The sequence below is a fragment of the uncultured Anaerovibrio sp. genome, assembly GCA_902786545.1.
GTDB lineage: Bacteria > Bacillota > Negativicutes > Selenomonadales > Selenomonadaceae > Anaerovibrio.
The window spans coordinates 1-12,050 of sequence record CADACU010000049.1 but is presented as its reverse complement, the minus strand read 5'-3'; the positions used below and the strand labels follow the sequence as shown (position 1 = coordinate 12,050).

13 protein-coding genes are annotated in these 12,050 nt (G+C 43.0%); all 13 read left to right on the top strand.

Annotated features, from left to right (window positions below):
- A partial coding sequence (locus tag QZV24_RS08960) for a hypothetical protein (RefSeq protein ID WP_294523076.1) occupies positions 1-310 on the top strand: 310 nt, incomplete at its 5' end.
- 36 nt (positions 311-346) lie between these two features.
- The gene (locus QZV24_RS08955) at positions 347-571 is read left to right on the top strand and encodes a PHP domain-containing protein (RefSeq protein ID WP_294523074.1); all 225 of its coding nucleotides are present in this window, start codon (positions 347-349) and stop codon (positions 569-571) included.
- Positions 535-3,888 carry a DNA polymerase III subunit alpha gene (locus QZV24_RS08950; protein WP_294523072.1) on the top strand — a complete coding sequence of 1,118 codons (3,354 nt, stop codon included), beginning with the start codon at positions 535-537 and terminating at the stop codon, positions 3,886-3,888. Before QZV24_RS08955 ends, QZV24_RS08950 begins: the two co-directional genes overlap by 37 nt.
- Before the next feature lie 22 nt (positions 3,889-3,910).
- The gene (locus tag QZV24_RS08945) at positions 3,911-5,092 is read left to right on the top strand and encodes an MFS transporter (RefSeq protein WP_294523070.1); all 1,182 of its coding nucleotides are present in this window, start codon (positions 3,911-3,913) and stop codon (positions 5,090-5,092) included.
- Between the two features lie 4 nt (positions 5,093-5,096).
- Positions 5,097-6,461 (top strand): MFS transporter, encoded by a 1,365-nt coding sequence (locus QZV24_RS08940; protein ID WP_294523068.1) that lies wholly within the window; start codon positions 5,097-5,099, stop codon positions 6,459-6,461.
- Between the two features lie 99 nt (positions 6,462-6,560).
- On the top strand, positions 6,561-8,186 hold the full coding sequence (locus QZV24_RS08935; RefSeq protein WP_294523066.1) for a bifunctional diguanylate cyclase/phosphodiesterase: 1,626 nt from the start codon (positions 6,561-6,563) through the stop codon (positions 8,184-8,186).
- A gap of 39 nt (positions 8,187-8,225) precedes the next feature.
- Positions 8,226-8,927 (top strand): type II CRISPR-associated endonuclease Cas1, encoded by a 702-nt coding sequence (cas1, locus tag QZV24_RS08930; protein ID WP_294523064.1) that lies wholly within the window; start codon positions 8,226-8,228, stop codon positions 8,925-8,927.
- Positions 8,924-9,229, top strand: coding sequence for a CRISPR-associated endonuclease Cas2 (cas2, locus tag QZV24_RS08925; RefSeq protein ID WP_294523062.1), 306 nt, complete (start codon positions 8,924-8,926; stop codon positions 9,227-9,229). The genes cas1 and cas2 overlap by 4 nt, the downstream gene beginning before the upstream one ends.
- Positions 9,230-9,311: 82 nt before the next feature.
- Complete coding sequence (locus QZV24_RS08920) at positions 9,312-9,797, top strand: hypothetical protein (protein WP_294523060.1); 486 nt, start codon at positions 9,312-9,314, stop codon at positions 9,795-9,797.
- A gap of 873 nt (positions 9,798-10,670) precedes the next feature.
- Entirely contained in the window at positions 10,671-10,880 is a 210-nt protein-coding gene (locus tag QZV24_RS08915) for a hypothetical protein (RefSeq protein ID WP_294523057.1), read from the top strand.
- Positions 10,881-11,023: 143 nt separating this feature from the next.
- A complete protein-coding gene (locus QZV24_RS08910; RefSeq protein WP_294523055.1) occupies positions 11,024-11,212 on the top strand; it encodes a type II toxin-antitoxin system HicA family toxin in 189 nt (62 codons plus the stop codon).
- Between the two features lie 40 nt (positions 11,213-11,252).
- Positions 11,253-11,651 (top strand): type II toxin-antitoxin system HicB family antitoxin, encoded by a 399-nt coding sequence (locus tag QZV24_RS08905; protein WP_294523054.1) that lies wholly within the window; start codon positions 11,253-11,255, stop codon positions 11,649-11,651.
- Positions 11,652-11,805: 154 nt separating this feature from the next.
- The gene (locus QZV24_RS08900) at positions 11,806-11,964 is read left to right on the top strand and encodes a hypothetical protein (RefSeq protein ID WP_294523049.1); all 159 of its coding nucleotides are present in this window, start codon (positions 11,806-11,808) and stop codon (positions 11,962-11,964) included.
- The last annotated feature ends 86 nt before the right edge of the window (positions 11,965-12,050 follow it).

Sequence of the window (12,050 nt, the reverse complement as noted above, 5' to 3'; positions counted from 1 at the left end):
TATAACTGTGTATGCCTTGAGCAAAAAATCAGGTGTAGCCCGTGCAACGATTCACAGATTTCAAGAGATATTGGATTTATTGGATAAAGATAAGTATCCCGAAATACCACTAAAAACAGCTGTGGTAGATACTGTTAGAATTAAAACAGTGGATGATGCCATCTCAGTTATTAATACATTGACTAAAGTGTATAATGAAACAAAAGACAAATATAATGAAGCGTTGAAACGTCTATCTGAAACAAATTTAAAGATTGCTAGACTCGAGACTGAAAAGAAAGAGTTAGAAATAATGATAAATAGGAGGTAAAATAAGTATGATACATAAAATTGGAGTGCAATACATATGACAATGACTAATAATCAAGTAACCACAACGGAAAATAGTGTGGAACATATTCCCTTCGTCCACCTCCATGTACATACGGAGTATAGTTTGCTGGATGGAGCCAATCGAATCAAGCCCTTGGTGAAGCGGGCCAAGGAATTGGGGATGGAGCATCTGGCCATTACCGACCACATACGGAGTATAGTTTGCTGGATGGAGCCAATCGAATCAAGCCCTTGGTGAAGCGGGCCAAGGAATTGGGGATGGAGCATCTGGCCATTACCGACCATGGCTCCATGTTCGGTGTCATTGATTTTTATAAAGCAGCCAAGAGTGAAGGTATAAACCCTATTATTGGCTGCGAGGTATACATAGCCCCCCGAGACCGTCACGAGGCCTATGAAGTAGATGGCACCAGATATTATCATCTGATTTTGCTGGCGGAAAACAATACCGGCTATAAAAATCTGGTGCAGCTGGTATCCAAGGCCAATATAGAAGGAATGTATTACAAGCCGCGGGTGGATAAGGAATTGCTGCGTCGATACAGTGAGGGGATTATTTGCCTTAGTGCCTGTATTGCCGGAGAAATACCGGCCTGGATAATCAGGGGTGATATGGAACGGGCCGAAAAATCACTGCAGGAATATCTGGAGATTTTTGGTCGGGATAATTTCTTTATTGAAATTCAAAATCACGGCATGGAGGAAGAACAAAAAGCCAACGCCGGACTTATCCAATTGGCGGAAAAGTACAATTTGGACTTGGTGGCTACCAATGATGCTCATTACCTAAAGCGTGAAGACAGTGAGTTTCACGATATTTTGTTGTGCATTCAAATGGGGAAGACTGTGGATGATCCGGGCCGGATGAAGTTTTCCGGTACGGATTTTTATTTAAAGAGCGAGGAAGAAATGGCGGCCATGTTTCCTGCGTACCCGGAAGCGCTCAGCAATACAGTGAAAATTGCCAACCGCTGTCATGTGAAATTTGATTTTGAAAGCCGTCATTTGCCTAATTTCCCGTTGCCGGAAGGCATGACGGATGAACAGTATTTGCGGAAGCTTTGTGAGGATAATTTGTCGTCACATTATCCGGAAGAAACAAAGGAAGTGCGGGATCGGCTGGAATATGAGCTGGGGGTTATTCATCAGATGGGGTTCGACAGTTATTTCCTCATTGTATGGGACTTTATCAACTATGCCCGTAGTCAAAATATTCCGGTTGGACCAGGACGAGGGTCAGCAGCTGGCAGTATTGTAGCCTATTTGTTGGGGATAACCGATATCGATCCGTTGAAATATTCGTTGCTGTTTGAGCGGTTTTTAAATCCTGAACGGGTGACTATGCCGGATATTGATGTGGACTTTTGCTATGTCCGTCGGCCGGAGGTTATTGAATATGTAAAACGACGGTATGGTGAGGACCATGTGGCACAGATTGCTACCTTTGGTACCTTGGCGGCCAAAGGGGCCATCCGTGATGTGGGACGGGCCCTAAATATGTCGTTCAGTGAGGTATCCAAGGTTACCAAGTTGATACCGCCGGAGCTGGGCATAACCATAAAAAAATCCATTGAAACATCTAGGGACCTTCGGTATTTATACCAGGATTCCCCGGAAGTAAAGAAGCTGCTGGATTTTGCCATGGGAGTTGAGGGGTTGCCACGCCATTCGTCCACTCATGCAGCGGGGGTAGTGATAGCTCGCAATCCACTTACGGATTATTTGCCGGTAACGGTGTCTGAGGGGACATTGGTTACCCAATATGACAAGGACCATGTGGAGGAACTGGGGCTGTTGAAAATGGATTTTCTGGGGCTGCGTACCTTGACAGTTCTGGAAGATACCAAGGAAAATATCAAGAAAAACCGTGGGATTGATATAGATCTCAGACAAATTCCATTGGTGGATGAGAAAACCTCGGAGCTGTTGTGTAAAGGCAATACCGGAGCGGTATTTCAGATGGAATCCAGTGGAATGACCAATTTAATAAAGGAGCTGCGGCCGGAAGGCTTTACAGACCTTATTCCGTTGGTAGCCCTTTATCGGCCTGGTCCATTGGGCAGTGGTATGGTGGATGACTTTATTGGTGGCCGGCATGGTACCAAGCAGGTAACCTATATGCATCCGCTGTTGGAACCAATTCTGAAGGAAACCTTTGGTGTGGTACTTTATCAGGAACAGGTAATGCAAATAGTACAGGTTTTAGCCGGCTTTACACTGGGGCAGGCCGATTTGCTGCGTCGGGCCATGGGAAAAAAGAAGGCCGCTATCTTGATGGCCCAGAAGGAAAATTTCCTGAAGGGATGTGGGGAAAACGGCATTGATAGCGAGCTGGCAAATAAGATTTTTGATTTGCTTACACATTTTGCTGACTACGGCTTCAATAAATCCCATAGCGCGGCCTATGCTTATGTGGCATGGCAGACTGCTTATTTGAAGGCCAATTATCCAGAAGAATTTATGGCCGCCATGCTTACCAGTGTTATGGATACAGCGGATAAAGTCAGTGTCTATATTGAACAATGCCGGCATATGGGGATTGCTGTACTGCCTCCGGATATCAATGCCAGCTCGGTCAGCTTCAGTGTGGACGGTAATGCCATCCGGTTTGGTTTGGCTGCTGTGCGCAATGTAGGGGAAGCGGCTCTGCGTGATTTGGAACAAGAACGGGAGGCTAATGGGCCATTTACTTCATTGATGGATTTTTGTTCCCGGATAGATATGCGTACCATAAATAAACGGGTTATTGAAAGCTTGATTAAATGCGGTGCCTTCGATTCTTTGGGGGTCAGACGGGCACAACTGCTGGATGTTTTGGCTGCTACGGTGGATGCTGCTGCCGTGGCACAAAAAGACCGGGCTTCCGGGCAGATGGGGCTGTTTGATGATGATGAAATAAACGCAGTTGTTGAAGTGCATCTCCGGGATATTCCGGAGGTTGATACCAATACCATGCTGACCTGGGAAAAGGAAATAACCGGCTTTTATATTACCGGTCATCCTTTGGATGCCTATAAACAGGTGATGACAGGCTTCACGGATATTGGTGCTGTGCTGGCGGAAAAGGTTCAGGATGGCAAAACAGTACGGGTGGGTGGCATGATAGTCAGTGCCAAGCGAATTGCTACAAAAAAAGGAGACACCATGTGCTTTGTCACCCTGGAAGATTATACTAATTCCATTGAAGTAGTGGTATTTCCAAAAGTATTTTACGATAGCGTAAATTATTTGGAGCCGGATTCTGCGGTGATGATTTCCGGTAAGGTGAATTATACGGATGAAGGGATAAAAATCCTGGCTGATCGGATTTGCCCTCTGGCTGAATACAAGCAGGATTATTATCTGGCTATCAATTCCACCCAGGAGAATGATGCAGTGTTTAAGGCGATAAAGGATGTTCTCCAGACCCATCGGGGTGATCATGTGGTATATATATACTATTCGGCCAAGAAAAAGCTGATAAAAACGGATAATACCTGGTGGATGGATGGCTCCAAGGAGGCGGTGGACCTTTTAAAGGAAATATTGGGTGATGATGCTGTAAAAGCGAAATGATTAAGTAAGGATGGAATATATTATGAGCAAGTTGCGGTGTGGGGCAAAAACAGGTGTATTTCTCTTGGCTGGGGGCCATTTTATGGTGGATTTTTATAATAATTTTCTGCCGGTTTTGTTGCCTGTGATTATGGTCAAGATGGATATGTCTCTTACAATGTGCGGACTTTTGGTTATGGTTTTGTCCATCACATCAAATTTGTTTCAGCCAATTTTCGGTTATTTGTTTGATAAGCATAATGCCAGCCGAATTTTGGTGTATGCGGTAATATTGAGTGGTGTATTCATCTGCTTTCTTGGTCATTCTCCCAATAAACCGGTATTGTTCTTGCTGTGCGCTTTGTTGGGCGTGGCTGTTTCGGCTTACCATCCATTGGGGACCTCTTTGTTGGGGAAGGTCAGTGACAAGGGCAATATGGGGCGCTCCATATCGTATTATGTAGCGGGAGGTAATATTGGCTTTGCCCTGGCACCTATGCTGGTGGTGGCTTTTCTGGAGGTTTTGCCCATTGAAGATATGCCGGTGTTGATTATTCCGGGTATTATGCTGGCGTTGGTTTATGTTTATACAGGGCTGTGGAAGCTTCCATCCAAGGGGGAGAAGGTATCCAATGCTGATGCCGGCACTGATATAAAATCCATTATAAAAAATAAAGATGTGGTGAAGTTGAATCTGGCCATGGGGTTTCGTTGCTGGACCCATGTGTCAGTTGTAACATTTTTACCCCTTTTGATGCAGACCAAGGGCTTGTCGCCGGTGATGTCCGGTACGCTTTTGGGCGTGTTTTTGACCGGTTCGGCCTTGGGGGGGCTGTTCGGCGGTGAAATAGGGGATAGAACCAATCATAAAAAGGTAATGCTCTGTTCACTGGTGTTTGCTGTTTTGCCGGTAGTATATTTCTTTAATATGCCGTCAGCCAGTCCGGTAGCAGTTGTGGCACTGTTTTTGGCCGGAGCATTGTTGATGGCTCCCCAGCCCAGCTCTGTGGTGTGGACTGGCAAATTGATGCCGCAGTTTATTGGAGTAGCGGCCGGAATGATGATGGGGCTTTGTTATGCTATCGGTAGTATTGGAGCAGCAGAAACTGCTGTCGTTGGTGAAATGATTGGTTTGGAGCCGGCCCTGCTTATCAGCATCGCTCCATTGGTATTATCAGCTTTGTTAGTGTACCTGACACCGTACAAGGAGCAGGTAAGGGGATGATGAATTGCAGAAATTCGTTTTATATGCGGTAATGATAACTTCCTTTATCGGTGCTCTGGTGGGAAGTGGTATAAATGTAGCCTTGCCGTCCATTGGGCAGGAGTTTATGGCCGGTGCCGGGGATTTAAGCCGGGTGGCCTCGGCCTATCTGTTTGGTTCGGCAATTTTTACCTTGCCACTGGGAAAGGCCGCCGATATATTGGGCCGAAAGAAGCTATATAAGATTGGTATTATATTTTTCTCTATTACATTGATAATTGGCGGATTTGCCCAATCAGTGGAATTTTTATCTGGTATCCGGTTTCTTCAGGGAGGGCTTATGGCCATGGTATTTGGCCCTGGTATGGCTGTGCTGGTATCGGTGTACGATAAATCCATGCGGGGTAAAATATTGGGCTATTCTACGGCAGCAGTGTATGTGGGGCTGACCTGCGGGCCGGCCATTGGCGGTTTTATTTGTCATTATATTGGTTGGCGATGGTTTTTTTATTTAACCGGTGCCATTGCAGCTTCAGGCCTTATCTTTTTATTGCAGGTAAAAGAAGAATGGTACGGCGACCGGAATGAAAAATTCGACATAAAGGGCAGTTTATGTTATATGGTGACGGCACCGTTGCTTTTATATGGGTTTTCCGAAATCAGTCAGACCCAATATGGTTTGTATTTATTTTTTGCCGGTATCTTGGGCCTGATTATTTTTGTGCTGCAGGAACGAAAGGCCCAATTTCCTATGCTGGATGTAGGGTTATTTATTGGAAATAAAGCCTTTTCTTTCAGCAATTTGGCCGCTTTGCTGCACTATGCCGCCACTTTTGCTATCAGCTTTTTGATATCCTTGTATTTGCAGGTGGTGTGTGGACTGACAGCTCCGGAGGCGGGGAGTATTCTTTTATTGCAGTTTATGATGATGGCATTGTTGTCACCCAAGGCCGGGTCCCTATCTGATCGGATTGAGCCGGGGAAAGTGGCATCCGTTGGCATGGCCATCAACTGTGTTGGTTTATGGATGCTGTCCTGCTTGGATGGTAGTAGTTCGGTAGTTTTGGTGGGTGGAATACTGATTGGTATTGGCATTGGCTTTGCCCTGTTTGCTTCGCCAAACAACAACGCCATTATGAGTGCTATTAACCCGAAATATTATGGCACGGCATCGTCACTGCTGGCCACTATGCGAATAATCGGTCAGGCAATTTCCATGGCTATTGTAACCATTGTACTGGATGTAAATGAGGTGAGATCCATTACTGGTGCTGATAACGATATGCTCTTGTATGCCATGCAGACTATTTATCGGATATTCGCACTGGTTTGCCTGTTTGGTGTGTTTGCTTCTTTGGCTCGCAATAAGCAGGAAGAGCTGGACAGCTGATAAATTTAGTCAGTTACTGATTATGGGGGATTAAATTTGAAGCCTGATATGATATAATATTGGTTAGGGATTGTGATTTTGTGAATTTGAGGGGTACAAATGGCAAAAGGAGTAAAAAAGAAAATTGTTTTGCTCTGTTCGTTTGTCATCGCAATGGCGATTATATTGATCTTAGTCAACAACTATATGGGGGATCAGCTGTTGACATTGGTGACAACGGATAAGTTTCAAACAATTTTATGGGAATTTGATAAGGTCTTGATAATGCTGTTTCTGCTTTTTTCAGCGGGAATGGCTTATTGTATGTTTTATGATGTCAATGATATGGTCAATCAACAGGCGGTTTCCAGCCGTGATGCGGTGACTCAGCTGCCTAATATTGCGGTATATCACGAGGATATTACCGGCATTCTTTTAAACGAGGCAGCACGGGACTATATAATGGTGGCACTGGACATAGATAAATTCAAGGCCGTCAACGAAATTTTTGGTTTTGCCTGTGGCACGAAAATAATAAAAATGGTGGCAAATATGCTATCCAACAGACTCCATAAGGATGAGAAGTGCTACCGTATTGGCAATGATGTATTTTATCTTCTGTTGAAAAGCTATGGTCGGGATGAGGATTATGCCCGTATAAAGGACATTTTGGATAATATTGTTATTGAGTTGGTTTCTACCGATGACAAGGAATTTTTGGACAGCTTTGAGGGGGGCATATACAATCATGTCTTGTCATTTTCTGCCGGAGCCGTAACATTACAGGCCAAGGAAATGAAGGAAAGCCTGGCGGGGTATGAAGGGGAAGTTTTGCAGGAGCGCTGCCTGGAAATGGTGGCTAAGATTGCTGATAATGCCAATATTGCCCGCAAACAGGGAAAAAGTAAAAATGAAAATTCAGTGGCCATTTTTGACGAAAGTATGCGACAGGCCATTGTGGAAGATAAGAAAATAGAGGATGCCTTTCTTATTGGTATTGAGCGGGGCGAATTTATGATTTATTATCAGCCGAAGTTCTGCATCGATGGAGATGAGGCAGTTCACGGTGGGGCAGAGGCATTGGTGCGATGGGACAGCACCGAACTGGGTTTTATGCCACCAGGTAAATTTATTCCCCTCTTTGAACGGGATGGGAATGCTATCCGGCTGGATATGCATGTGGTGGATTTGGTGTGTCAGAATATCTGTGAGTGGCTATCCAAAGGATTGGAGGTTGTTCCGGTATCCATCAATGTATCTCGGCCAACCATGGTAAATGGGCCAGGGTATTTTGATTATGTCCGGGAAAGGCTGTTTCTTTATGATGTTCCCCAGGAACTAATCGAATTTGAGATACTGGAAAGCTCCTCAGAGGTCGATGAAGATATGGTTGTGGCCTTTATCAATGAGTTGCATAGCCGTGGCTTCAAGATATCCATTGATGACTTTGGTACTGGGATGTCTTCTCTGGGATTGCTCAGACGCATTCCGCTGGATACACTGAAGCTGGATAAGAGTTTCTTTGATGATATGAGTCTGGATATGAGCGAGAAGGACTCTGCTGTTATACGCTATATGATACAGATGGCTAAAACTATGGACATCAGAACCATTGCTGAGGGGATTGAGCAGAAGTTCCAGGTGGATATGCTGAAAGAATATGGCTGTGATATGATACAGGGCTACTATTTTAGTCGTCCATTGGCGGCACCTGATTATGAAAAGATGTTAAAGAAAGCAGAATAAGCATTTTAAAGCGGTGGCACAAATTGTGTCACCGCTGTTTTGTACCTTCCCACGGCTGTTATGTTACCTTTTGAAGGAAATGCAAGACAGGCTAAAATTATGCATGCGCAAGTTACCTTTTCTAAAGAACAGTATGAGCAACTTTGGATTCGTATAATAAAATATAAAATCAATAATCAAGCCAGAGTATTGAACATATTGGGGGAATTAGGCAGTGATATAGTGGCAAAATATGGTGCAAGTATATCAGTAGAAAATGTTGATTACAATGAATCACTGGCAGCCAAGGAATATTTCAAGTATTATCGTGATGGGTTAAATCGAAGAATAGATGACCCCATTAACAGCCGCTTAAACTATGGTTATGCAGTTGTGCGTTCAGCTATAATACGGGCACTGGTGACAGCAGGATTTCACCCAGCTTTTGGAATTCATCACAACAATCAGTTGAATTTATATAATTTGGCTGATGATTTGATTGAGCCATATCGACAGATAGTTGATTTGTTGGCTAGCCAAAATGTAGGAGAATCAAATGTGTTGTTGTCAAAAGCTGAAAGGAAAAATATGGCCAGTGTATTGCATATTGCCTGTTCTTTGGATGGTATAAAAATGAATGTAATGTCGGCCATTGAAATGACAGTGGATAGTCTGAAACGAATTTTAGTAAAAGGTTTGAAAGAGGAATTACTTCTTCCTTGTGTTTTACCTGTGGAAAGCATAGGAGGGATCACGGAATGAGAATATTGGTTATCTTGAGTCCTACCGGCAAATGGGGAACTAAAAAGGAGTATTCATTATTTCGAAAAATGCTGCAAAGCGATGGCTACATAAAATTGGCTAATGAAGTGTATATGCGGGTAGTACAAAACCGTAAATGCTCGGAAAAGCATTACAGAAGGATGGAGGAATGTGCTCCAAAGACCGGTACTGTACGAATTATTAGGCTAACAGAAAAGCAATATAAAAATATCTACATGTTGACCGGTGAAGATGATTTTCAGGAAAAAATGGTAGGTGACAAGTGTCATATAGTGATATAATGAATCAAATAAATGATTTCAATATATGGCATATTGGAGATGAAATTAACACAAGATGTAGTGGTTGAACGAGGGGGCAAAAATGGTGCATCGTTCAACAGATGTTGATATTGTAGCAATAGAAAAGGATGCCAAATCCTTACGCGGCTTACTTGATAACAACCAAGATGTCCACGAGATCCTGCATCCTTCTTTTAATGCAAGTATATCAGATTTGGTTAAAGAAATCAATTATCGGACTATAGATAATGATGTAGCAAAAATTAAGGTTCCAGTTGATGAAAATGGAAACCCATTAACCTCAAAGGTAGTCGATGAAAACGGCGAGCCTCTGGTTACGCATCACGGTACCCAAAAGGGTGGATTCTCTGTCTTTGATCCGGCTGAATCGGGATACGAAGATGCAAATAAGGATGCCTCATTCTTCTCAGACAATAAGGAAATGGTTGAGTCCACTTATTATTACAATGCTGAGGAAGGTAAAGATACTAAGCAGCTTTATTCTGTGTTGAACGAGGGGGCAAAAATGGTGCATCGTTCAACTTATAATTTTCTTCTTCCTCTATAGTATCAAGAACAGGAGTATTTTGTTTATCTTTCCAAGTTCCTTTACCCTTTCTCTTTTTACCTTTTCCAGCACCAATATTGCTAGTATTTATATCAATAGAACGCAAGTAATCAAATACAGTAGCACCATGTTTATCACTCATATTATTGAGATCGTTGAACGAGGGGGCAAAAATGGTGCATCGTTCAACCAATATGGATGTTATAGTTATACAATTGAACCAGGTCAAGTACATTTTTAGATATAATAAAAAGAAGTGATTGACAATCCCCCACCAATAACGGGCGAAGGGCCAACCACTTCTTTTTCTTTATTATAACAATTTTTTAAATAAATGTAAAATGAAATATTATGCACTTTGCGAAAGCAGGGTGCTTTTTTAGTGCCTTGAAAGGGGGTGAGGGAAGTGGCGATAAGGTACGACAGATATGCAATCAAAGCCGAAAAAACGGATGAGGGCTTTATCCGTGATGCACCTGTTATCGGTAGGGTGGGGATATTAAGTTGAACGAGGGGGCAAAAATGGTGCATCGTTCAACCCAAAAGCGACGATTGAAATTAAATTGGTTATCTTTTGCATAATGTTCGCGGTTATGATATATTATGGTCAAGCTCGGCTCCCCACCGAAGTGAGGAGCTTTGCTCTTTGGTTTTACTGAACCTTACTTAGTAGTATCCAGTCTGTGATGAGGTTGATTACTGCTGTTATAAGGTTCAGTATTTTATTTGGGTCTATTTTGTTGAACGAGGGGGCAAAAATGGTGCATTGTTCAACATATTATGGTGATGCTATGTATGTTCTTGAAAAGATTGACGAAGGCATATACAATGTGAAGTACAAAATGAATTTGAAGTGAATTTAGGGGGGGATATATGGGTAATGTAAGTGAAGAATTAGCCAAACGACTTGATGTGGAACAATTTAAACACCAGGAGCGTTTTGGTGAAGCCATAAATTTACTCCTAAGTCATGATGAGGATAAAATGGAACTTATTCGACGCATTGATGCAGGCGATTTTGATAATTCAGGTGAAATAATTCTGGCGGCCGTGGCCATGCAGGAAAAAAGGGATGAGGAATGAGGCAGCTGAATGAAAAGGAAAAAGCCTTAATCATCGAGTACCTAAGTCGAACGAGGGGGCAAAAATGGTGCATCGTTCAACATAATACGCCTAAATACTTGTAATACGCATAAAGGAGTGTTATAATATAATCAAAGGAGGGGTTGGATACGAAACCGAAAGAGCTATTGCAGATATTGGAGGATGATGGGTGGAGAGTAGTAAGAATAAAAGGCTCACACCACATTATGAAACATCCAACTAAGCCCGGTATGATCACCCTACCAATGCACAACAAAGACATGAAGCCGGGAACCTACAACACGATTTTGAAACAGGCGGGGCTGAAATAAGCCCCCCAAACCCTTATATAGATTTATGGAGGTAACGATTATGAAAAAGATGTACTATCCAGCAGTATTTCATCCAGAAGAGGATGGCGGATATTCCGTGCATTTTCCTGATTTATTAGGCTGTGTCACGGAGGGCGACACTATGCAGGAAGCTATTGAAATGGCAGAGGATGCCTTGGGAATATATCTCTATACTCTGAAAGAGGATAAAGAAGAAATACCTGCTGCCACAAATCCGGCTGATATTAAGACAGAGGGCCGGGACTTCGTATCAATGGTAATATATGATGAGGTGGAATATCTGAAGCGCACCGACAGCCACGCAGTAAAGAAGAACTGTACCATACCGGCATGGTTGGATACTCTTGCTAGGGAAAGCAATGTAAACTTCTCCCAGCTTCTCCAGAACGCCATCAAAAAGGAATTGAATATAGCATAATAGGTTGAACGAGGGGGCAAAAATGGTGCATCGTTCAACTTATACTCGTTCATATCAAAATTATGCAAGAGATTACATTAGCCATTTCAATCGTTGCATTATTTATTGGTATATTGGCATTTAAGAACGCCAGAAAGAGATGAGGTGATGCAAAATGTCAGATAGTAAAGCTGGTTGGGGTGGCAAAAGAGAAGGTGCTGGACGCAGGCCTAAAGCCCACGATGGTACAGAGCGTAAAATGCGTTCCACACGGGCATCTGATGAAGAGTGGGAGTTAATCAAAGAATTTGCCCAGTTGTTGGATAACGTATAATATCTTTCGCAAAATTAAATAGACATGGACTATTACCACTTAGTAAGATTGAATCACCACAAACAACTTACGAAAGGGGTAAAGTA

Bases quoted from the DNA above. Each gene is read 5' to 3' on its own strand.
- QZV24_RS08955 (WP_294523074.1), top strand. From the start codon at position 347: ATGACAATGACTAATAATCAAGTAACCACAACGGAAAATAGTGTGGAA.
- QZV24_RS08900 (WP_294523049.1), top strand. From the start codon at position 11,806: ATGTCAGATAGTAAAGCTGGTTGGGGTGGCAAAAGAGAAGGTGCTGGA.
- QZV24_RS08935 (WP_294523066.1), top strand. From the start codon at position 6,561: ATGGCAAAAGGAGTAAAAAAGAAAATTGTTTTGCTCTGTTCGTTTGTC.
- QZV24_RS08945 (WP_294523070.1), top strand. From the start codon at position 3,911: ATGAGCAAGTTGCGGTGTGGGGCAAAAACAGGTGTATTTCTCTTGGCT.
- QZV24_RS08920 (WP_294523060.1), top strand. From the start codon at position 9,312: ATGGTGCATCGTTCAACAGATGTTGATATTGTAGCAATAGAAAAGGAT.
- cas2 (WP_294523062.1), top strand. From the start codon at position 8,924: ATGAGAATATTGGTTATCTTGAGTCCTACCGGCAAATGGGGAACTAAA.
- QZV24_RS08905 (WP_294523054.1), top strand. From the start codon at position 11,253: ATGAAAAAGATGTACTATCCAGCAGTATTTCATCCAGAAGAGGATGGC.
- QZV24_RS08915 (WP_294523057.1), top strand. From the start codon at position 10,671: ATGGGTAATGTAAGTGAAGAATTAGCCAAACGACTTGATGTGGAACAA.